Annotated in this window: 14 protein-coding genes and 3 pseudogenes; 5 read left to right on the top strand and 12 right to left on the bottom strand. The window is 57.4% G+C overall.

The annotated features are described in order from the left end of the window. The first annotated feature begins 11 nt into the window (after positions 1-11). Entirely contained in the window at positions 12-347 is a 336-nt protein-coding gene (locus tag U3654_RS19770) for a TraR/DksA family transcriptional regulator (RefSeq protein ID WP_324753234.1), read from the top strand. A 163-nt stretch (positions 348-510) separates the two neighbouring features. On the opposite strand, the gene U3654_RS19765 is transcribed toward U3654_RS19770, so the two are convergent. The 4 genes from U3654_RS19765 to U3654_RS19750 form a co-directional block, all read right to left on the bottom strand. After that, entirely contained in the window at positions 511-1635 is a 1125-nt protein-coding gene (locus U3654_RS19765) for an ABC transporter permease (RefSeq protein WP_324753233.1), read from the bottom strand. A 1-nt stretch (position 1636) separates the two neighbouring features. Beyond that, the gene (gene rbbA, locus U3654_RS19760; RefSeq protein ID WP_324753232.1) at positions 1637-4357 is read right to left on the bottom strand and encodes a ribosome-associated ATPase/putative transporter RbbA; all 2721 of its coding nucleotides are present in this window, start codon (positions 4355-4357) and stop codon (positions 1637-1639) included. Beyond that, positions 4354-5337, bottom strand: coding sequence for an HlyD family secretion protein (locus tag U3654_RS19755; RefSeq protein WP_324753231.1), 984 nt, complete (start codon positions 5335-5337; stop codon positions 4354-4356). Before U3654_RS19755 ends, rbbA begins: the two co-directional genes overlap by 4 nt. Before the next feature lie 276 nt (positions 5338-5613). Further along, complete coding sequence (locus tag U3654_RS19750; RefSeq protein WP_324753230.1) at positions 5614-6267, bottom strand: hypothetical protein; 654 nt, start codon at positions 6265-6267, stop codon at positions 5614-5616. 351 nt (positions 6268-6618) lie between these two features. Here U3654_RS19750 and U3654_RS19745 point away from each other — a divergent pair. Beyond that, positions 6619-7970 (top strand): IS3 family transposase gene (locus U3654_RS19745; RefSeq protein WP_324751533.1). Its coding sequence is split into 2 segments (ribosomal slippage): positions 6619-6955 and positions 6955-7970, totalling 1353 coding nucleotides; the frame shifts between segments, so codons are not numbered across the junction. Positions 7971-8624: 654 nt separating this feature from the next. On the opposite strand, the gene U3654_RS19740 is transcribed toward U3654_RS19745, so the two are convergent. Beyond that, positions 8625-9755 (bottom strand): AI-2E family transporter, encoded by a 1131-nt coding sequence (locus U3654_RS19740; RefSeq protein WP_324753229.1) that lies wholly within the window; start codon positions 9753-9755, stop codon positions 8625-8627. A gap of 488 nt (positions 9756-10243) precedes the next feature. Here U3654_RS19740 and U3654_RS19735 point away from each other — a divergent pair, with 488 nt between their 5' ends. Then, positions 10244-13087 carry a peptidoglycan-binding domain-containing protein gene (locus U3654_RS19735; protein WP_324753228.1) on the top strand — a complete coding sequence of 948 codons (2844 nt, stop codon included), beginning with the start codon at positions 10244-10246 and terminating at the stop codon, positions 13085-13087. A 209-nt stretch (positions 13088-13296) separates the two neighbouring features. Here U3654_RS19735 and U3654_RS19730 read toward each other — a convergent pair whose 3' ends face one another. Then, positions 13297-14076, bottom strand: coding sequence for a cyclase family protein (locus U3654_RS19730; protein WP_324753227.1), 780 nt, complete (start codon positions 14074-14076; stop codon positions 13297-13299). Positions 14077-14920: 844 nt separating this feature from the next. On the opposite strand from U3654_RS19730, the pseudogene U3654_RS20525 reads away from it, so the two are divergent. Continuing rightward, a pseudogene (locus U3654_RS20525) lies at positions 14921-15214 on the top strand (hypothetical protein); the annotation flags it as partial. A 26-nt stretch (positions 15215-15240) separates the two neighbouring features. After that, positions 15241-15354: pseudogene (locus tag U3654_RS19720) on the top strand (IS5/IS1182 family transposase); the annotation flags it as partial. A 10-nt stretch (positions 15355-15364) separates the two neighbouring features. Here the strand turns inward: U3654_RS19720 and U3654_RS19715 are convergent. From U3654_RS19715 to U3654_RS19690, 6 genes and pseudogenes are all read right to left on the bottom strand, one after another. After that, a pseudogene (locus U3654_RS19715) lies at positions 15365-15613 on the bottom strand (transposase); the annotation flags it as partial. A 215-nt stretch (positions 15614-15828) separates the two neighbouring features. Continuing rightward, complete coding sequence (locus tag U3654_RS19710) at positions 15829-18174, bottom strand: xanthine dehydrogenase family protein molybdopterin-binding subunit (protein ID WP_324753225.1); 2346 nt, start codon at positions 18172-18174, stop codon at positions 15829-15831. Then, positions 18171-18641 (bottom strand): (2Fe-2S)-binding protein, encoded by a 471-nt coding sequence (locus U3654_RS19705; protein ID WP_324753224.1) that lies wholly within the window; start codon positions 18639-18641, stop codon positions 18171-18173. Before U3654_RS19705 ends, U3654_RS19710 begins: the two co-directional genes overlap by 4 nt. Beyond that, a complete protein-coding gene (locus tag U3654_RS19700) occupies positions 18642-19496 on the bottom strand; it encodes an FAD binding domain-containing protein (RefSeq protein ID WP_324753223.1) in 855 nt (284 codons plus the stop codon). Between the two features lie 83 nt (positions 19497-19579). Next, complete coding sequence (locus tag U3654_RS19695; protein ID WP_324753222.1) at positions 19580-21541, bottom strand: hydantoinase B/oxoprolinase family protein; 1962 nt, start codon at positions 21539-21541, stop codon at positions 19580-19582. A 3-nt stretch (positions 21542-21544) separates the two neighbouring features. Then, complete coding sequence (locus tag U3654_RS19690; RefSeq protein WP_324753221.1) at positions 21545-23572, bottom strand: hydantoinase/oxoprolinase family protein; 2028 nt, start codon at positions 23570-23572, stop codon at positions 21545-21547. Positions 23573-23602 lie beyond the last annotated feature (30 nt).

Raw genomic sequence — 23602 nt, 5'->3', positions numbered from 1 at the left:
TGGAGAATAACATGCTGGATATCGAGCGACACAAACAACAAATCGAGGCCCGTCTGCAAGAACTCAACGAGCGCCTGAGGAACGTAGACGACGCGCTGGATGTAACGGCCGATCCGGATCTGGCAGATCAGGCGATCGAGTTGCAGGATGACGAGGTATTGGAAGGCCTCGGGCGTGCAGGGGAGCGGGAAATCCAACTTCTGGGCCGAGCTCTGGTGCGCATTTCGAATGGGACATACGGAATATGCAAAAAATGCGACGAAGAGATCGCCACAGAACGTCTTGATGTCATTCCCTATGCTGTCTTGTGCCGAGATTGCGCGGGCGCGGGGCCATCGAAATCATAACTGTTTCGAAAGGGTCTTTTGGTTGAGAATTACCAAGGCCGATCCACAAAATTTCTGAGCGCCGTCACACGCGAGGGCCGGAAACGGTGGTGATCTTCTGGTTGCAGGCAGGGCTGCGATCCCACCGCATCCGGTCCCGCTGCCGCCTCCGGTTTTGCGCCTGCTATGCGCTGGCCATCGTCTTTCTAAACCGCATCAGCGCAATGAGGAAGAAGACGGCGCTCAGCACGCCCATTGTCACGAGGCTGGGCCAGACTATCGCAATTCCGGCGCCGCGATAGAGGATCGCCTGCGCGAAGGCGACAAAGTGCGTGGAGGGTGCTGCCTGCATGACGATGCGCAGCCAGTCGGGGATGCTCTCGATCGGGGTCGTGCTGCCCGACAGAAGGTTCATGACGACAAGAACCGGCAGGGCCAGCAGGCCAAACTGCGGCATCGAGGTGGTGAAGGTTGCGAGCAGTATTCCCAAGCCGGTGACGGAGACCATGTAGATCACCGCGCCAACAACGAAAAGCAGGATGGAACCGGTGATCGGAACACCAAGCACCAGTTGCACGACGAGCAAAAGCGACAGGATCGCGGCCGCGACGATCGCAAGCCCATTGGCCCAGATTTTCGCGACCATGATCTCGGACGGGGTGACCGGCATCACCAATAGGTGCTCGATCGTGCCGTGTTCGCGTTCGCGGATCAGCGCGGCGCCGGTCAGAAGGACCGACAGGATCGTCACGTTGTTGATCACTTGCATGATGGATGAAAACCACGACGAATTCAGGTTCGGGTTGAACGCCGCACGGACGACCAGATTGATCGGCAGGACGGTCGCATCGTCGCTGCGGCTGATAAATTTCGCAACCTCCTCCTGAATGATGTGGCGCAGGAAGACTGCGCCATTACCGGCGTGTGCCATTGCGGTCGCATCGACGACAAGCTGAATTTCCGGCTGCCGCCCCGTAAGCACGTCGGCCTCGAAACGGGGCGGGAAGGTCAGGACAAAGACAAAGCGGCTGTTGTTGAGGGCCGCCTCGACCTCGTCGGCGTCGATTTCCTCAGGTTGCTCAAATTCCGGCGGCAGGACTGCCCCCAGAATACGCCCGCTCAGCTCTGAACGGTCCTCATCGACATAGCCAACGGCGGCGTTTTCAACTTCCAGCTTGGCGCCGGTTGCGACGGCATAGACCGCGTAGCTGAAGATATAGATGATGAGCAGCAGGATAACCGGATCGGCACCCAGACTGCGCAGCTCTTTCAGGCCCAGACGCCAGACATTTGCGAACCATTGGGTCACCTCACTTCTCCTGCTTTTTCAGCACGACGACCGCGAGGCCGATAAACAACAGCGCAAAGAAGGTAAGAGCCGCGAAGTTGTGCCACAGGTCGCCAAAGCCGAGGCCCTTGGTAAAGGCGCCAACGCTGATTTGTTGATACCAGGAGGACGGGAAGGCAAGGCCGGTAAGCCGCCCAATTCCCGAAAGCGACGACACCGGCACCAGCAAACCAGAGAAGCTGACCGACGGAACCAGCGCGATCACGATCGCCGCAAAAATCGCCGCAACCTGCGTTTGGGTAAAGGTCGACACCAGCAGCCCGAAACCCGTCGCCGCGAACAGATACAACAGGGAGCCGCTGATCAGCGCCGCCATTGAGCCGGTGACAGGCACGCCAAACATGAAATACGCCAGCGCCAGAAGCGTGAAGAAACTCAGGAAGAATATCGTCACATAGGGCAGTTGCTTGCCCAGCAGGAACTCTGTCCGCGTCACCGGGGTTGCGCGGAAATTGGCGATAGAGCCGGTTTCCTTTTCGCGCACGATCCCCATCGCGGTCATCGCCCCCGGGATCAGGATCAGCGTCAGCATGATCACCGACGGGACCACGGCAAAGACGCTTTTGAATGCCTGATTATAGCTGAACCGCGTGGCCAGCCCCGCTGCGGTCGGGTCAACCACCCGGCCCTGTTTGCGCTCGATCTGATCGAAAAAATAGCTGAGCGCGAGGCCCTGGACATACCCGCGCACCGTCTCGCCGCGAAACGGCATGGCGCCGTCTATGGTGATTTCCAGCTCAGGCTGTTCCTGCCGCAGCAGCGCCTTGCCAAAGCCGGGCGGCACTTCGATGGCAAGCGCCAACTCGCCACTTTTCAGTCGCGCATCCAGCTCCGAGCCACTAGAGGCCGGAAGGCGTTCCTGAAAGTATCGAGAGCCGGCAAACGCCTCAAGCAGCTCGCGGCTTTCGGCGGTCTGGTCGCGGTCCAGCGCCGCATAGGGCAGATCCTCGACATCGAATGAAATGCCGTAGCCCACCGTCAGCATCACCGAAATCGGGCCGATAAAGGCAAAGACCAGCCGCATGGGATCGCGCAGGATTTCGGTCGTTTCGCGGCGGGCGAACGCCCAGAGCCGCATAATGTCGAACCGGCGCTTGCGCCTTGGCGCCTTGGTGAATGTGGGCCGGGACGCGCCTTCGGAGGCATCTCCCGTGGCGTCAGTCGCCTCGCGAAGATAGCTGACAAATGCGGCCTCCAGAGTGCTTTCCCCCTTTGAGGCGATTAATTCATCGGGCGTTCCCACCGCCAGAACACGGCCTGCATGCATGAACGAAATCCGGTCGCAGCGTTCTCCCTCGATCATGAAGTGGGTCGAAAGAAAGATCGTTACGCCATCCTCGCGCGACAGCGCGATGAGGTACTGCCAAAAGGCATCACGCGCCACCGGATCGACGCCCGATGTCGGCTCGTCAAGGATAAGCACCTCGGGCTTGTGGATGACTGCCACGGCAAGTTGCAGGCGCTGGCGGATGCCAAGCGGCAGGTTGCCCGGGCGCTGGTCGGCCGCGTCTTGCAGATCGAAGGCCGCCAACATCTCGGCGACGCGCGGGGCGCGTTCGGCGATTGGCAGCCGGTAAAGCTCGGCGTGCAGGTCCAGGTTTTGGCGCACCGTCAGTTCGGAATACAGCGAGAAGGATTGGGACATGTAGCCGACGCGCAATCGCGTCGCCATGTCGTCCGGGTTCAGCGGCTGACCGAACAGCAGCGCGCGCCCCTCGGTTACAGGGATGAGTCCGGTCAGCATTTTCATAGTGACGCTTTTGCCGCATCCGTTCGAGCCCAGAAAGCCGAAGATTTCGCCGGGGGCGATCTGAAACTCGACATTGTCCACGGCGGTGAAGGTGCCGAACCGTTTGGTCAGGCCCTGCGCCTCGATCGCGGGCGGGCCATCCGTAGCCGTGCGCGGCGGCACAAACACCTCGACGTGACCCTTGCGCACGGCTTCGGGAAGCAGCGCGACGAACGCCTTTTCAAGCGATGTCTCGCCCGATGCTTCGCGGATTTCACTGGGCGATCCGGTCGTGATCACGCGCCCGTCCGTCATGGCAGCGATCCAGTCAAAGCGCTCGGCCTCATCCATATAGGCCGTGGCGACGATGACGCTCATCAAGGGCCGATCTTGGCGGATGCTGTCGATGAGATCCCAAAACTGCTCGCGCGCAAGCGCATCGACGCCGGTTGACGGCTCATCCAAGATTAACAGGTCTGGGTCATGGATCAACGCCGAGCAAAGCGAGAGCTTCTGTTTCATTCCGCCCGACAGCTTGCCTGCCGGGCGGTCTGCGAACGGGCTAAGGCCAGTGGCACCCAGAAGGTCGTCGATACGTGCTGCGCGCTCGGCCTCGCCCTGGCCAAACAGGCGCCCAAAGAAATCAAGGTTTTCATGGACCGACAGCGTCGGGTAGAGATTGCGCCCCAATCCCTGCGGCATGTAGGCGATCCGATGATTGCAGACCTGGCGATGCACGGCGTCGGCGATATCACCGCCAAGCACCTGCGCTGTGCCCTGCTGGATCTGGCGTACGCCCGCAACGATGGCAAGAAGCGTCGACTTGCCGACCCCGTCGGGCCCGATCAGCCCGGCCATGCAACCGGCAGGAATGTCCAGTGTCACGTCATCAAGCGCGGTGACCGCGCCGTATGACTGACAAAGACCCCTGAGACTGGCAACCGGGGCGGTCATTTCGGCAACGCCACGTCCAGTTCCGGTGGCCATTCGACAGACGGATCGGAGCGGACATAGCCAATACCGGCAACGCCCGCCTTCACGCGATCCTGGAACTTCACCAGCAGATCCTTGGGTAGTTGCAGCTTGACGCGGAACATCAACTTGTCACGTTCTTCGGTCGTCTCTACCGATTTTGGCGTAAACTGGGCGGAACTCGAGACGAACGTTACCGCCGCCGGGATCACGTAGTTGGGGATGGGATCAAGAATAATGCGCGCCTCGTCGCCCATCTGCAACAACCCCGCATCGCGTGCGGGCAGGAAGATCGTCATGTAGATATCCGTGAGATCGGTGATCGTCACGACCTTGCCGCCTGCTGGCAGCACCTCGCCTTCCTGTGCCAGACGGTATTGCACACGCCCGCCACGCGGCGCGAAAAGGTCAGCATCGGTCAGCGTCGCCTCAAGCTGGCGGACGACTGCCTGCGACGAAGAGATGACAGCGCCGGCCTGCGCGACAGCCGCCTCGGCGGCACCGACTGCGGCCTTCGCAATGTCGCGCGATGTACGGCGCCGATCGACCATATCCTGCGAAACGGCATCGCGCTCGACCAAAGTTGCAGCGCGGCTGTATTCCAGCTCAGCGAAGTCAAGCTCGGCCCGGCGCAACTCCAATTGCGCTTCGGCCTGCAATTTCCCCTGCTCGGCTTGGATCACCATCGCCTTGCCCTTATCCAATTGGGCCTGCAACTCCACTGCGTCCATCTGCGCGACGAGCTGGCCCGCCTCGACCATGTCACCTTCGGCGACAAGATTGGCCGCGACCCGGCCCGGCAGCTTGGTTGCGACATCAATCCGCTCGGCCTCAATCCGCCCATTTGCCGACGCTATTCCTGCTGGTAGCGCTGCTGGGGTGAACTTTTGCCATGCAAAATAGCCGACTACAGCCAAGACGGCAGCCAAGGCCGCCCCGATAAACAATTTCTTTGAATTCATTTTCTGTCCTTTGGTACAGATAAACCATGTGTACGCAGATATATATCCACGGAATGCCGTGACGACTGGTCGAGGTATATCGTGTTCGCGCTGACTGAAATTGACGCGGGTTAATCGCTCGTTCGAATGGTTCCACGCACTGTTGATCGTCGGCATCAGCTTGGTTGCCTGATATCCCCAGAAACGTACCACGCAGGATGGCCTGACGGGGCGATCCCCAGTCAGATGCTGGCAACGGCATCTACGTCGCGTTTGTCCATGAGTGTTATTTAAATGTTAACGGTCGAGCGATGGTTCCGCGATGAGGAGCGGTTCAGCAAGCAGGAAGTCTGCGTAAGATTGGTTCGGCAAGTACCTAAGACCGAGGTCGTCGACCGCTTGTGCGGCGGAACTTGGATCAGGATCTTCAACCGCTACGGTCATCCAAGACCGTTGGTCTAACCTCACATGGGTGATTTCGGCCACGCAGGTTCCGCGTCGAAACAACAGACGGGACTTCTGTACGATCCGCGCTTTAACTCTGTTGGGGGGCCGAAGAAGGTTGGCAACCAAGTGAGCCGGCGACAAACCTGCGCTAGAAGGTAGAGCCTCTGACAACGCAAATGTGGCTGCAAGCTGGTCAAGCGCACTTGGGACAAGCAGAAAGTCCTGCGACAAGGCAACCTGCCAGTATTGCAAGCCCATGTGATCGCGACCGCGTCGTTTGATTTCCAGCCGGGTCCCATTGCGCAGCTTGACCAGCTCGGGCATCGCATGGGCGCCAAGCAGGTAGATATCCGCACGTTTCTCAGCAAATTCGAGCGTCCAGTCGCGGTGTAAGTCCGAGATCGCCGGCAAAGCCCTACGCGGCCAAACGCGATACTCGTACCGACCGCCTGCGGACGGCATGCCCAAGCTTTCCTTGCGTAGTACAAATGCAAATGATGTCATGGTGCCGTCGCCTCCCTCTGGTGCGTCGATGGGTGTGTGGTCGTCGCGGCGACCGGACTGGGCCGAACCTGCGCAGCAATCAGTGCTGTGCAACAATCGCCATCAACCAACGCTGCAAGGTCTTTTGTGGCTTCCAGCAGACCCTGTCGGCGGGCGTCGGCGAGCGGCTTGTCGTCAGCAAAAGGGTTGTGTTTTGACCACGCCGCCTGCGTCTCGCGAAGGGAAATATCTGCCCTCATCTCGCTGATGCCGTTGCAAGCCCTCACTGTCTGACGTCAGCGCCTGTGGGACAGATTTGAGGAATTGAACAACGGAGGATTTCTGGTTCATCGTAACCTTCATGGAGTGAAGATGAACAAGAAATCCGGAACGTCTAAGGACGCAGCTGACAAGCTGGTCAAGAACATCCGCCGCAAGACCCGTCAGACCTATTCGGCTGAGGAGAAGATCCGCATCGTCTTGGCGGGTCTGCGAGGCGAAGAGAGCATTTCGGTGCTCTGTCGCCGTGAAGGCATCGCCGAAAGCCTATATTACAGCTGGTCGAAGGAATTCCTTGAGGCTGGCAAGCGGCGATTGTCCGGCGACACGGCCCGGCAGGCAACGTCGCCAGAAGTCAAAGATCTGCGCTCGGAGTCACTTGCCCTGAAGGAATGCGTGGCAGACCTGACCCTTGAGAACCGTCTGCTCAAAAAAAGCATGACAGGGGCTGGGGAGGCAGAGAAATGAGGTATCCCGCGTCCGAGAAGCTGGAAATCATCCGAACGGTTGAAGGCTCACATCTACCGGCCAGGCAGACCCTCGACATGCTGGGCATCCCGCGCGCGACCTTCTACCGTTGGTATGATCGTTATGTCGACGGCGGCCTTGATGCCCTGGCGGACCACGCACCCCGTCCAGGTTCTGTCTGGAACCGTATTCCACAGGATCGGCGCGATGATTTGATCGAGTTCGCGCTGGAATTTGAGGCCCTGACGACACGGGAGCTGGCGGTGAAATACACCGACGAGAAGCGGTATTTTATATCTGAATCATCAGCATATCGTATTCTGAAGGAAGCTGACCTGATCACGGCGCCCGCGCATGTGGTGATCAAGGCGGCCGACGAGTTTAAAGACAAAACCACGGCAATCAACCAGATGTGGCAGACCGATTTCACCTACTTCAAGATCATCGGGTGGGGCTGGTATTACCTCAGCACGATCCTGGACGATTACAGCCGCTACATCATTGCGTGGAAGCTCTGCAGCACCATGCGTGCTGCCGATGTGACCGACACTATCGAGTTGGCTCTGGCGGAATCGGGTTGCGACCAGGCGGTCGTGCGCCACAAGCCGCGGCTGCTCAGCGACAACGGCTCATGCTATATCTCTGGCGATCTGGCCGATTGGCTGGAGGATCACAAAATGACGCACGTCCGCGGGGCGCCATTCCACCCACAGACACAAGGCAAGATCGAACGCTGGCACCAAACTATGAAGAACCGGGTTCTGCTGGAGAATTACTACCTGCCCGGCGATCTCGAGCAGCAGATCGGGGCCTTCGTCGAATATTACAATAACCAACGATACCACGAGAGTCTGAACAACGTCACACCCGCCGACGTCTACTTCGGCCGCGATAAAGCCATTCTCAGGGAAAGGGAGAAGATCAAGAAACAGACAATCCGACAGCGCCGCTTGCAACACCAGAAACAAGCCGCATAATCAATCACACGAACGAGCCAGAGCCTCCAATGCTCAAGCCGCTCTGATGTCCCATTTTATTTGACGACGGACAATCGCCAAAGCCAAAGCCAAGGACTACCGCATTGATCGGCGTATCCTCGATCGTTTACATATCGCGCTCGAATACCTCAGTTGCGGTGCGCATACCGTGCAAAAGGTCTATACGCTGCGCAGCGCCCAGCCTGCTTATGGCGGTTGCCAGATAGCAAATTAATTGTGGCGGCTGCGGTGAATGCTGGTCGGCGGCGCCGAGCGCGCTTTACATGATGCGCTTTGGGGGTGCCGGCGCTGGACCGCCTCGTCAAGCTTGGCTATTCAATATTTGGGGGCGGGTGTTTGCGGATACACGATGCCCTAGTCCGATGCGCTGCCGAATCTGGGCACCAGCCGGATTCGGCTGAACCACCAACGTAAAATGCCACCTGGAGACGGCTGTTAACACATTGATGTTGCGTTCTTTTATTTGCTTTCAGGAGGACGCAACCGTCGTCAATTGCCAACTATTTGATGCTGATGTTCAAAGCAGACACTCTCGGCCCGTTGTCTGGTCTCATACTCCACTCCTCAGCGGCGACGATGAGCTGAGAAAGCTATCTTATCAGACGCGGATATTTCGACCACTAAGAGCTGACGTCAGACATCTGCTCTCTGCACCGCATCGTCTGCATCTAAGCCATGTGGCTCCTCCGATTCTTCAGGATTGACCACCTCGCCTGACAGAAAATTACCGATGGTGTGCAACGCTTCGAAGTTTTCACAGACCACCTTGAACACAACCAGAAACGGCACCGCAACAAGTGCGCCGGGGATGCCCCAGAGCCAGCCCCAGAACACCACCGTGAGAAAGACCGCGACCGTGTTCAATCTAAGCCGACGACCCACTAGCCAGGGCGTAATCAGCTGGCCTTCGATCCCGGTCAGTATCTGATACCCCAGCGGTGCCAGCAGCGCATAGCCCAGTGAATCGAAGGTCACGATGGAAAACGCGCCGACCAGCACGGCGCCGATGAAGCCACCAAGATAGGGAAGGAAATTTAACAAAAATGCCGCGATGCCCCAGATGTAGGCATTTGGCAGTCCCAGCGCCGCCAAATAAAGCCCGATAGCGAACCCCAGACCGGCGTTGATGATAGTGATCGTCAAAAGATACCGCGAGACGCGCCGCTCGACGTCGTAAACGGTGCTAAGCGCGCGTTTCTTTTCCGCCATTGTCGGCATTGCCTGCACCAGCTTGAGATAGAACAACTGGCCTGAGGACAGCAGGAACAACGCAAGGATCAAGGTAACTGCGAGGGTTGCACCAAACTGGGTGGCTGTGTCGAAAGCACTGCTGAGCAGGGTCGGTGCTTTTACGACCACCTCCTGTACTTCCTGCGTCTCGGCGCCGTTTCCTTCCTTTCCGATCTTCTCAACTTCGGCTGTGGCGGCGCGAACCTCCTCCACGGCGTCGGACATGCCGCGTAGCTTTTGCTGTATCTCGACACCCATCTTGGGGATTTCATCGCTCCATAGAGCAACGGTTCCGGCCGATCCGCCGATGATCCCAAGGATGAGAACGGCTGTCGCGGATATGAGCACGAAACCCGAAGCCGCATGTGGCACGCCCGCTCGGTATAACCCGCGTGAAACAGGGCTGAGCGTTAGCGCAAGGAGAAACCCAAGGACGATGGGCAGGATCAGGTCCCGTGCGAAATAGGCTGTCACGAACAAGGCTATCAGCACCAAAACCTGTAGAGATCGGCGAATGGATGGCAGGTCGTCCATGGCAAAGCCTCCGGGGCATGTGTTGGATATAGATCAAAGCATAACGCCTGGGATGGTGAAAGGTTCAAACACTAAACCACCTTCGAAAATCGCCGATATTGGTTATGATTTTATGATGTATTTGACGACCAAAGGTCAGCATTTCTCAAGCAGACGCAGCTTGGCTCGCTCTCGTTTAATCACGTTCGGAGAAGGTGATACGGCGTGAACCTGAAGGCCAGCTCTTAGCACCTCATGCTCTCCTCGCCGAGAACGATCTTCAGGCGGGATCGAGATTAGCCTGATAGGTCGAGTATGTATCAACATTCGCGCCTCGGACTTAGTCGGGGCTTGAGAAGCCAACCCTCGCGGCGATGGGCGGTGCTGCATGAACGGCCGACTGTAAACCTTGGGTGCGCCAATCACCGGATACCGTTATTGGCAGTAGCTGCCGCTAGGACATACGAGGCGCGGTTGACAGGTTCGGAAGTTTTATAGTCAATAATTGGATGAATATTTCACCACGCTCTTTTTCCAGCGCCAGCATGTTTCGATTTGCTTTCGTCATTTTGAATTTTGCTTTGCCAAGCGCTGTGGCGGCGCAGATCAACTTACTTGATGTCATTGGTAAGAAAATTGAGGACGAAATTGGGAGGCAAATTGAGCAAGGCAGCGCACAGCAACAGCAAAGCGCCACACCACAGCAGCCCGCGCTGCAACTTAACCGCAGCCAAAGGCAAGTCGCGCAATCGGCGCTTAATCTTTTGGGGTACAATGCTGGGGTTGAGGACGGTGTATTCGGCAAAGGCACTCGGTCGGCTATCGCCAGTTATCAGCGAAACACCGGCCAATCATCTTCTGGCAACCTAACTCAGCAGCAGTTTACCGCGCTTCAGAAAGTCTACAAAAACGCGGTCCAAACTGGGAATCCAAACCTTTCAAGGCCGCTGACCAAGGCAGAGTTAGTCCAGTTTCAACAGAACCTTAAAACGCTCGGCTACTACTCCGGCGCCATAGACGGGATTGCAGGGGGTGGGACATCTCAAGCAATAGTGGGGTTCTTGTCTGCAGAGGGCCGTGACGCAAATGCGATTTCTACGGCGGACGCTTTTGAACTCTCGAAAGCAGCAGTTGCAAGACAGACATTGGCTATCCCAAACGACAACACCATAGACCTTCTGCCCATACTGGAGCAGATTCTCGCAACTGGGATATCAGGAACAGTCACACAAAAACCGGCGACTGAATATCGTGTCGTAATTTCGTTCGTCCCGCGTAGATGGGTCATCAGCTATCCCGAACTAGGCTGCTCAGGCACCCTGCATATAGAAAGCGAAAGCAAGAATTCAGTACTCTTCAAAGAGGACTTATCAGAAGGCGTAAGCACTTGCGGCCGCGGCGGCTACGTCTCACTGCGCAGATCCCAGGATGTTGGCTATGCCTTTGAATGGAGACAAAGCGCCAATACGGGCCCGATCGTGGAGGGCGTGCTACTGGTTGGAATGGATCGCACAAGGGATGATCTTACTGTTCCTCAGACAGACACTCCAGCAAACCGCCTGTCGGAAGTTGATCCTGAACCCGCAAGAGAGCCGGAAGCCAGTAAAAAGGATATCGAGAGGGAGCTTTCGCGGAATGAAATTGCTCAACTGCAGCGCCTTTTGACGCGGCAGGGTATCACGGGAATTACACCCGACGGAGTTATGGATACCCAAACCCTGGCTGGGGCGAAAAAACTTGTAGAGGGCAAACGCAAGTTTCGAAGCGTAGGCGTTTCCATCGATAATGGAGAGGTGCTAGATGCTGGCTATGGCCCAGCATGGACCGCGTACGTACTTCTGGACGGGCCAAGCACTATTCCCCCTTCGATCGAAGCGAATAGCAGCAAAGATGTTACCGGCCCAACTGATCCTCTCGAAAAACTGACAATAAATAATCTTGGCGGCGTCTGGATCGAGGCTTCTGCGTCGGTGGACCGCTCAAACGCCCTTCAGCCCGGTCTTCGAAAGTCAATGAGCCGCGAGGAGGTTATCTTTATTCCGATAAGTGCAGGTCAATATCGAGTCGAAAAACGTAAGTCTGGCGTGGTAATTGCAAGTGCAGAAATGAAATCTAGCACTACAACTGCCGACGAATTTTTACTCAGGTTTAGTAGCAATGCACAAAATTATACCCAAGGCTTCCGGTTTCGCGCGCCTAGCCCGAAAGTTTCCAGGAATGGTGTTGATATCCTTGGGTCCAAGAACAATTTCCTCGTACGCTTTCGTCCGACAGAGGCTGCAGAGGAATTGGGAGTAAAAACGAAAATACCTACTGATTTTTGCTCTGGACCCGCGCGGGAGATTTCACGCAGTGCGTTGCGTGAAATTGGCATAGCCGAAAAATTACCGGAAAACGCGCCCGACATCCTGAGTAACTACGAGCCATCAGCAGGTTCGAAAATCGCATTGTTTGGTAGCCAGATCTTCGAGGAGTCATTTGGAAAGCCATTCAATGAGCTTTCCTTGTCCGCTAAGACCGAATTGTTTGAACGCCTGAGAACATGCGCATTGCTGGCAAACTCGCCGGAGGTTGACCGGGCGTTGGAAGCTACAATCCTGTCCGAGATTGACGTCGTAAGCGTAGATTCTGATCTGGGCTTTACTATTGGCCGCGCCAGAAACGCTGGGGTCATATTCATCACACGGCCGACAGAGGTCAGTAGCTTAGTTTTGGCGTCCAGAAATTCACTAAGACAACTACAAGCCCGAATTTCTGAAATTGACGCGAGTGAAGCGGACGAGAGCGCCAAGCTGTCCCAGAAGATTGGGGCGGTTCGCCGGAGCGCAGCGCAAATGCTACCTTCCGACGTCGAAGCCATTGCGATTTCTTTGCAAGACGCTTCGAAAAAATATCAAGATGCAAAACAGGCCGAGATGGAACGGAACTCCGCACCGTTGCCCGAAAACACGTTGCTTCTCAACGCCACGAATAAATTCTTTACTGACAATTGCAGCCGGGCATTTCTCGCGGTTCAAGCAATTAACGGCGGGGGAAACGGTCTCTCGACGCTACTTGCGCGGAGCTTTGAGGCGCGTGGGGATACGTGTGTGGTAAACCTAACGACGCACCTTTTCACATTTAATTTGGACCGTGTAGTGACGAGTTCTTGTGAAGGGGTGGAGTCCTACGAATGTTCTTTCGTCGGGAAGTTCTGGTGTAAATACGAACTTAATCCAGAATTTGGATTCTCATCCAGCACCGCTGACATTGATCCGGTGTGCCCAGCGGTCAGTGCCGTTCCACAGAGTTTCGAGGGTAATTTTGTTCTGGTTTCTCCGGTAAGATGGCAGGCAACTCGTATCGATTGGTGAGAACATCACACTTTCTGTGCGGCTGAAAGAAGTTTAAAAATCAACCTTTATACTTGAGAACTTGCCAGGTCAGCCGCGTGTGATCGAGGCTGTTCTCATTCACCGCATCGGGTTAGCCTCAGGCGCAGCCAGTATATAGCGACGCTCTCGGCTGGACGTCTTGAAACCTGTATCTGTTTCTTATCGGCGCTCTCAGATCTGACGTAATCTCAAGGTAAATGCGCTATTATGCGCAGGGGTCCTCCGGAACCACCTTCGATCTTCATGGGCATTGCGATGATCGTACTTCCAGTGCTCGGCAGTGCGCTCATGTCTGCCACATTCTCAAAGGCGGCGACGTTATTCGTCATAAGTTCTACGTGACTCGCGAAGTCCGTTGACTGCCCGTAGTCGATAGAGGGCGTATCGAGGCCCACCGCACCGATACCACGCTCCACGAGAAGTTTTGCGCCGTCGAGTCCAAGGCCCGGAAAATGCAGATCAGCAACTGCCTCCTGCCCGCGGGCAGCAGTGCCCATATAGGTCTCGCGATCGGGATAAAGCCCGGCCCGACCGGTATTCAGAAGAACAATAGCACCCTCTGGAATTTTGCCATGCTCGGCTTCGAAGGCTTCGATATCAGCCGCCGACACCAGATAGTCGACATCATCCCCAGACTGCTTGGTAACGTCGATGACGAACCCCGGCCCAATCAACTGTTCAACCGGAATCTCATCAGAGGAGTGCGCCCCTTCTGCGAAATGCACCGGCGCGTCCAGATGCGTCCCGCCATGCTCGGAAGATGCGAAATCGTAGGAAGAGTAGTAATAGCCGCCATCGGTGTGACCCGCAAAAACTTCGGTCAGCTCGAACATTTTCGCCGTGGGCCAATAGACTGATTCAGAATTAAACGAATGGGTCAGGTCGACCCAGGTCCCTTTGGTCAGGTCCTGCGCGCTGGCGGACGATGCAAGCAACGCGGCGATGAGGGTGATTGCTGGTCTAATCATGGGCTCAATCCTTTTTCAATTCATGGCTTTCGTCAAGGTTACGGACATGCACAGAGTGCGGCAACCTTTTTTAACTCTGCCCCCAGAACCACGCGACCTCAGCTTTTCAAGACGGGTTTCATCGGCGTTGCAATCGACGCGTCTGAGGTCTGTTGGGCAGCTACCCCCTTACGGTAAGGGTTGATTTTTGAGTGGTGTACGGCGTCGGATCGCACCGAAGGCATCCGAATTGCGGACGGATGAATTATTGGCCTTGGTCTGACGTGAAACACGCGCAGCACCGCCACCGTCGCCTCGGTTTCGGCATAGACCACGATGTGGTTGGGCCGTGTAGTTGGACCGGATAACCAACTCGCGTGTGCCTTCCACTCTACCTGAGCAGCAGCGTTTTGCGTGAGCAGGCAACTGCACGACCTTGCTCTAGATTACTTCCAACAGTGCAAGGGCTGCGTTCGGGTCTTCGCCGTGCTGGCGGAGACACAAGCGGGCCTCAAACAAAAGCTGCCCTCCGGACCTGCCCCTGAACAGGAACAGCTTCGCGGTGCGCCGTGTCTCCTCCTCGCCGCAGAGACGGGCGACCAATTAGAGGCGAGGTCGGTCCACGTAGCACTGCCGACGGAAGTGACAATTCGGCGTTCGGTAGCCACTTGATCTTCCCGCAGTTTTGAGGCGCTCTCTTGTCTCGTGAGGGCCTGGACCACTTGACGACGGCGTCCTTAAATCTGCCCAAGAGGTGCTGACGTCAGACAAGTCGGGGGGATGATCTGCTTAGGCTCAGGACCCATTGAATGGCTTGAGGCTGCCTCTCGCCTGCGTGAGTCAAGCTCCCGAACTGTGGGGCGTTATGAGCAATTTGTATCGGCTGACCGATGAGCAGATGGCCCGACTTCGGCCCTATCTCCCGAAGAACCATGGGAAGCCACGTGTCGATGATCCGTTACGCGGCAACGGTTTGCCTTCAGACCGCGAGAGGGTCAAAGCGCACAGCCCGCCCCAAGCCTGAGGTCAAAAAAGGGGAGAGTGGCCGTCTAATTGGGCGGACCAAAGGCGGCATGAAGCATTGCCCGGCAGGCGATTAGAACAATCGACGAGAGGGACGAAGTTACATGTCGTCACGGACACCAACGGCCGCCTGATAGGACAAGCGCCGCTACAATATCCGCGATCATGTTTGGCCGCCTGGAGGAGTGGCGACGTGTGGCCATACTATACGACCAGTGCCCCAAGGTGTTCCTGTGCTCCATCACCCTCGCAGCAGCCGTGATTTTCTGGTTATGAGTCCGGTGCCTAGGCCGGTAAGCCGCAACAGGCTTTCGACAAAGCCGGTCGTCTGGAGCAGCGCCGCCCCGAACAGCACTTTGATCGTCAGGCAGGTCTTGCATCGCAGCGTTGCTGTAACTCAGCTGTCGGCCACGCGCCGGTAGGCGTCGCGCCCCACACCATGTCATCGTCGAACCACATCGCCAGAGAGCCTAAGCGCTTCATTATGGGCTGGCCAATTCTTGGCCTTGTAGGTCGGAAGGGGTGGTTTGCTCATGATTTCCGGTTATCACCCTAGACTCATGACATGAATCACCTAAGCCGATTTGCGCAACAGAGCCGTGTGTGCCTGTCAATAAAGCAGCCCCAACAGTATCATGTCCAAGGATCACGTTATCTCAACCCACCCGGACACCCGCGACAGAACCGAGATCTGTGGTTTGTATCCAGAGAATTGCAAAAAATCTGGCAGCCCCGGTCATCAGGCCGGATCTATTTCCTGGCCCAGTTCAAGCTGACGTGGCTCATTTCAGGTGCCGACAATTTACCGTCGATCAGGTCGGCAACGCGCGGTGGCGTCAGGGGCAGCGAGTTGACCGGTTTGCCGGTCGCATTGGCCACGGCGCAGCCGATCGCCGCTGCGACGTTCAGTATTGGCACTTCTCCCGCGCCTTTGGTGCCCAACGGACCAATAGATGGTGCGCCTTCGTAAAGGTCGAATTCGATGGGTATCACGTCACCCGCCAAAGGCATGCGATAGTTTTCAAACCCGGTCTGATCGAACGCACCCTGTGCGTTGATCGTGATTTCTTCGGTCAGCGCATAACCAAGCCCTTGAACCACACCACCTTGAATCTGCCCATGGATCGCACGACGGTTCAGGGCGCGCCCGACGTCCTGCACCACCCGGTAGGACAGGATTTCGACATGGCCGGTGATCGCGTCGACCGCGACCTCACAATCATGCACTGCGAAAACCGGTACGTCGATCGCGTCAATGAAGTGTCCGGCGGCACATCCCGGCATCGCTGGCACGCCGGGGGCGGTAAATGCACCGCTGCCCGACACGGGACCAATGGCCAGCTCTGCCTGCTGCACGATCTTTTCAATCGTTGCCCCCGATCCGGGGCGACCCTTGATCTCGACCCGTCCACCTGCCAGCACCAGATCATCCGCAGGGGTCTGAAGGAGTTCACTTGCCACCCCCAGCAACTTGTCACGCACCTGCGCACAAGCGGCTTCGCTGGCGGCACCGATGGAAACAGTCGTGCGTCCGCCGCCGACCCCCAGATCACGACCCGCCGCATCGGTGTCTGCGGTTTTCACGATCACCTTATCGGGATGAATGCCCAGATTGGCAGCCACGATCTGCGGCAGCGATTGCATCATCGTGCCAGACCCGATCTCTACGCCCGCGGTCACCAGCGTGGCACTGCCGTCGGCATTGAGATTGACCGTGGCGGATGACGGCCCGACAAAGATGAACCAGGTTCCGACCGTCGTGGAGCGCCCAAACAACCGCCCATCCGGCAAGGTGGCACTGCGCGCCTCGATGGGGTGTTTTGCGATCATACGATCCAGCATCGGACCAAGGACGTCACCCTCAAACTTCTGCCCTGTTGCGCCTAGATCCTGATCTGCCACCACATTTCGGCGGCGAAAACTAAGCGGGTCCATCGCGATGGCCTTGCAGATTTCATCCGTGTGCCGTTCAAGCGCGAAAGTATTGTAAACACCGTTGCAGGCCCGGAATGCCCCGTTGGGTGGCGTGTTGGTGTAGACTGCCTTGGTACATAACCGGACCGCGCCCAGTCGGTAATTTCCACCCAATGTATGTGCCGTCATCGTGGTCAGGAACACTTGTTCACCGCCATAGGCCCCGCAATCCATCAGGACCGTTGCCTCGCGCCCGACAATATCACCGTCTTTGGTGACGGCAGACCTGATGCGGATGTCCGCATTCTCGCGGCACAAACAGGTCATCATCTCTTCCTTGCGGGAATTGATCAGTGACACGGACCTGCCGGTCTTGCGGGCAAGCACGGCAGCGTATGGTTCGAGCGAGCAGTCGAATTTCAGGCCAAAACCACCGCCCACCGCCGGTACGGTGACCCGGACGGCTGATTCCGGCACGCCCAGAACCTTGGCTGTGACACTTTTGACCGTCCAAGGTGCCTGCGTCGAAGTGTGGACATGATAGCGCCCATCCTCATAGGCGGCGATAACTGCGCGAGGTTCAAACGGCACTTGGTTCTGCCGCCCCACCTGATAGGTGCCTTCGACAATCGTTACGTCGTCGCGGGCGAACGCCTTATCCGTGTCGCCCCGTTCGATCGTCGCCTGCCAAGCCACGTTGCCACCGCGCTGAGCGCCTTCAAACAGGATTTCGTAGTCCCGCCAACCCGGATGGACCAACGGCGCGTCATTCGCTAGTGCCTCTGCCATAGTCAGGACGGCGGGCAGGGGATCATATTCCACCACAATTGCCGCTGCGGCGGCGCGAGCCTGCGCGACGGTTTCGGCAGCGATCGCCGCGATCGGTTCACCATGATAGCGGACCGTGTCATCGGCAAAGATCGGGTGATCCGCAATGCCAAGGCCATGCAGCCCCGGCGCATCCTTACAGGTGGCAATGCCCAGAACTCCGGGCATGTTCAACGCGGGTCCGACATCCATGTTCCTGATCCGCGCACTTGCCCTGTCCGAGCGCAGCAAAGCCGCGTGAATCACATCCGACCCACCCGCATCGACGGTGTATTTCGTCCGCCCTTGCAGCTTGTCGCGCGCATCGCGGCGCGGCAGGTCCATCACGGCTGGGTTTTGCGTCGGCTCGCTCATTCCAGGGGCTCCACGCTGTTGTGAAGCGACATCACCGCATCGATGATCCGTTCATATCCCGTACAGCGACAGATATTTCCGACCAGCGCCGATTTCACTTGGTCCCGGCTGGGGTGTGGATTGCCCCTCAGAAAATGCGTGAGCGTCATCACCATGCCCGGAAAACACATGCCACATTGAACAACGTCAAAATCGACAAATGCCTGCTGGACCGGGTTCAGCGTTTCAACGCTGCCAATCCCTTCGATTGTCGTGATTTCAGCCCCCTCCAGCGCGCCCACAGGTTGCAGGCAGGATACCTTTGGCGCGCCGTCCACATAGACGATACAGGCGCCACAGAACCCCTCACCACAAACGTCCTTGGCACCGGTCAGACGAAATTCATCCCGCAAAGCAACCAGCAAAGACGTTCGAGGATCGCCGGAATAACTGCGCTGCCTGTCATTGAGCGTAAAGGACACGGGCATCTAGGTTCCTTCCTGCATCTGTTTCGCTATGTCCGCAAATACATGTTCGGCCAGCCGAGGCAGAATACGCAGGCGGTACTTTCCTGGTGAATCGACACCGTCGCGGGGTGTGAAGTCGCCCAGATGGTCCAGCGCAATGTTGCCAAGGCAAACGGCGTCAATTGGCTGGCCGACCAACGCGTTTTCCAGGCTCTGCCATCGTCGCGGCACTGGTTCGACCGCGCCGACTGCGATGCGGGCCGAGTTTATCGTTCCGCCATCATCCGCGTCTATAAAAGCACTGACATTCGCGACCGGATACTCTCCGGCCTGCCGCAACAGCCCTCTGGCATGGGCAGACCAACCGGATTGCCGCGTAACCTGAATACCTGTCAGGATTTCATCTGACGGGCGCGTGGGGCGGGCCAACAGATAGTCCTCGATGTCCAGCGTTTCGGCCCCGACCTTTGATCGAACTTCGACCGTCGCGTTCAGCGCGATCAGCGCCGGAACCAGATCGGGTGCCGCGAACCCTTGGGCGCAAATGTTACCCCCCAAGGTCGCTACGCGACGAATGGCGGGGTTTGCCGACATTGCAGCCGCCTGCGCCAAAGCTCCCATTTCCGCCAATCCAGTTAGCGCTGCCCCAAGTCCGTCATGAGTGACGAGCGATCCAATACGCAGCACATTCTCATCGTGCTGAACCTCGCTCAATTCCGCAATTCGCGATAGCGAGACTAGGACGCGGTCGTTGCTTTCGTCGCGCAAGTTTGCGCGCATCACCCAAGTTGCCCCCGCAACCAACACCGCGTCACCAGTCAGCGCCGCGATTGCGGCGTCGACGCTTTGTGGAAGGTGGAAAGGACTAGTTGTCATCTAATGGCACCACACCCTGATCTTCAGATGCGTGAATACCGCCCCGCCAAACTGACGGGACGGGTTTCACGAACCGGTCGCTGTCATGCCCAGTGTGATACCGAGCGGCGCTCAAAGCTCTCACGGAACTGCTCGGTGGATTTCGGCATCAGTTCCCCGGTGCCCCAATCCATGATCACGGCGTATTTTCGCACGGCGTCCATCTCGTCGATTTCACCGTCTTTATACATTTGCGAAACCTTCTCGGGATTCATCCGCGCCCATTCGACACGGTTTGCCCGGATGTGCGCCCGTGCCTTGTCAGTCGCTGCCTTGTCGACCTCGTAATCCAGCATGTCGCGGTCAATCACCTTGATCACCACGCCATAGTCCTTTTCGGCGCGCCCGACCGAGACATAATCGTCGATCACGTCTTCCAAAACGTGATCGGGATCACGCTCCATCGGATCACCATAGCCGCCGCCGCCAGCGGTCGGGCGGGTGAATTTGTCACCGCTCTTGATCTTGTAGTTGGAAAACACCGATCCCAGCCATGTTTCCTCTCCGGTGTCAGCGTGCTTGACCAATAGCCCGTGCGGCATCGACGGCAGGCCACCCTCGACGCCCCAGACCACGGCCCTTTCGCGGTCGCAGATGTAGGACATCACCGTGTTGTCTGCCTCAAGCAGCGTGGATGCCTTGATGACGCCCGCCCCGCCCCGCCATTTGCCCGGTCCGGGGCTGTCTTGCTTGATCTCGAAAACATCGGCGCGTGTTGGGTTCACACGCTCATTACCCTCAGAAGGCTGTGACATCAGGCCGGTGCCGAAACATGCCGTCGTGACATCGCTGCCATCCTTGCCGTTGCGCCCGCCCCAGCCGCCGGGCAGCCATTCGTAGAACATGTAGATCGGCTTTTCCGGTTTGCGCAGGTCATTGCCACCGGCAAGCAGATATTCAAGGTTGAACGCACAGGCGATGGCGCGCTCGGGCATGATCTGTGACCACATCTCAAAAATCGCGTTCATGATCTTTTCGAACGGCATCAGGAAACCGGTAACGGCAATGGGCCATTCCGCACTGACGACACTGTTTTTCGGGGTCTTGATCTCGACCATGCGATAAAAGCCACTGTTCATCGGCAGATCCGGAAAGAACGTTTTCATCCCGGCGACAACAGCCGAGAACGTCGCCCCATGCGCGGAGTTATAGATCGAAGAGATCGTCGGATGGCTGCCCTCGAAATCATAAACGATCTGATCGCCTTTGATCGTCATCTTGATGTGGATCGGGATCATGCCCTCTCCAGCGCCGGGGTCACGGTCGATGTAGTCGACCGCTTCCCAGGTTCCATCTGGCAGGTCGGAAATCCGCTGGCGGACCGACCGTTCAACGTAGTCCTGCACTTCGTCCATGCCTTGAGTGACTTGATCGCGGCCATATTTGCCTACCAGCCGCTGTAGTTCCCGCTCTGCCACTTGGGTCGCCTGCGCTTGCGAATGAATGTCGCCGATGATGGACGCAGGATCGCGCGTATTGGCCGCAATCATGTTCGCCACGTCAGAGCAAAACTTGCCCTTGTGGAACAGGCGGATCGGCGTAATACGCACCGCCTCGCCAAACATCTCGTGAGCAGTCACGTTGAACGATCCGGGGACAGAGCCGCCCAAATCGGACCAGTGGCCATTTGACTGCGAAAACCCAATCAGCGTTTCCTCGTCAAAGATCGGGCGCACCAGGCGCACGTCACTAAAGTGGGTTCCCCCTGCGTAAGGGTCGTTGATGGCATACACATCGCCGGGATACATATCGTCTTTAAAGACGCGGATCACATCCTTGCAAGTGTAGTGCAGCGTGCCGACGTGGACGGCGATATCCGCGTTGCCCTGTGCCACGCAATTGCCCTCGGCATCATGCAAACCGTTGGAGAAGTCGCGATTGTAGATCACAAAGGAATAGCAGGTGCGCAGCATCTGTTCGGCCATCTGATCGACCGAGGTGATGAAAGAATTCTTGAGAACCTCGAAAGTGACCGGGTCCAGTTCCTGTTTTGTCGTGCTGTCCATGGCTCAGCCCTCCACGCGGATATGAATGTTCATGTATTGATCGACCCATGCAGTTGTGTTCGGCGGAACGACCACGGTTGAATCGACCTGCTCGACAATTGCCGGACCGGTGAATTCGGCACCTGCCTTGAAATCGATACGATGATAAACGTCGGTCTTGCATCGCTCACCGTCAAACCAGGCATCGCGTTGACCGGCGGGCTTTGGCGTATTCTTGACCACTTCATGCGACGGCAATTCGGCCTTTGGCACCACACCGGTCGCTTTGATGCCGACCCTAAAGATGCTTACGGGTGCGTCATCGCGGCGGAAATTATATTCCTGTTCGTGCTGGTTGTGAAAGCCATGGATCAGATCGTCTGTGCTGGTAATCTTGGCCGGTGCCGACACCGCAAGAGACCGCCACTGGCCCTGATACATCATCTCGACTGTGCGTTGCAGCACGGTGTTCTCGGGTGCCACGCCTTCGTGGCGCAATTGCTCGACCGCCTCGGCCTCGATTGTCTGAAATGCCGCCTCAAGGTCTTTGGGTTCGGTGGTTGCCGCATCCGCCATGAAGCTGTCGGAGAAATCATGCTGGATATCCACCAGCAGGCATCCCATAGCCGAGGTTACGCCGGGGTTGGGCGGCACTATGACGACCGGGATCGCCAGCTCCTTTGCCACTTCTGCCCCATGCAGCGCGCCTGCCCCGCCAAATGCGATCAGCGCGAAATCGCGAGGATCATGCCCGCGCGAGATCGACAGCAGCCGCACCGCATTCGCCATGTTCGCATTGGCCACGTCGATGATCGCTTCGGCCGCCTCGTGCAGCTCCATGTCAAAAGGCTCCGCGACCGTTTCGCGCACGGCCTTTTCCGCCAGCTTGGGATCAAGCGTGATGTCGCCGCCCGCAAGGCTGGTGCCCAGACGCCCCAGAACCACGTTGGCGTCGCTGTTCGTAGCAACCCCGTTACCGTTGGAATAGCACGCCGGCCCCGGATTGGCGCCCGCCGATTGCGGCCCGTTGCGCAGGCTACCGCCTTCGTCCTTCCATGCCAGTGAGCCGCCACCGGCCCCGATGGTCAGAACTTCGATGCTGGGGAACCGGATCGGATAGCCGAATTCAATATACCAGTCCTTCGTTACGATCGATTCACCCTGATAGGCCAAGGACACGTCGGTGCTGGTGCCGCCCATGTCGAATCCGATGGAATTCTCATAGCCGCACAGGTTGCCAATGAACCGGCTGGCGATCGCACCCGCCGCGATCCCCGATCCCGCTAGGCGAGCCGCGAAATCCTTGACGCTGGCCGGGGTCATCACACCGCCGCCTGTGTGCAACAACAGAAGGTCGCGGTTGTAGCCACCATCAGAGAGCTTGTCGCTCAACCGGGACACATAATCGACCACCACGGGCGACACCGCCGCGTTCACCATCGTTGTCGAAAACCGCTCGTGTTCAAAGATCTCGGGCATGATCTGGGACGAGATCGAGATATGCACATCTGGCATCGCCTCTTGCAGGATCTCTTTCATCCGCCGTTCGTTCTGGCCGTTGACGTAAGAGTTGATGAAGCAGACTGCGATGGCTTTGACGTCGCGCTTCTTGAGGATTTCGGCCACCTTGCGGGCCTCATCCTCGTCCAGTTCGTGAAGGATCTTTCCAGCCGCATCAATGCGTTCCTTGACCGTCAACCGATCCCGGCGCGGGATATAGGGCTTGGCGACATCCTTGTAGGTGTCCCAAAGATCCTCCTTGTTGGACCGACGAATTTCGACGACATCCCGAAACCCTTCGGTGCACACCATCGCCGTCCGGGGCAGCTTGCGGGTGATCAGAGCGTTGGTTGCCACGGTCGTTCCGTGCGAAAACATCGACACATCGCTCAGATCTACCTTCGCATCCGCGACGCCGATCATGATGGCGCGCATCGGATCATCAGGGGTCGATGGCGTCTTTTCGATGCGGATTTCGCCGGTATCCTCGTCCATGATGCAAACGTCGGTAAACGTACCGCCGACATCAACTGCAACTCTGGTTTTTGTCATTGTCTATTCCTGTTTTGAATGTCTTTGACC

This window comes from Roseovarius sp. Pro17 (genome assembly GCF_035599575.1).
Taxonomy (GTDB): domain Bacteria; phylum Pseudomonadota; class Alphaproteobacteria; order Rhodobacterales; family Rhodobacteraceae; genus Roseovarius.
The sequence above is the reverse complement of the archived record's forward strand: the minus strand, read 5'-3'. Positions and strand labels throughout refer to the sequence as shown.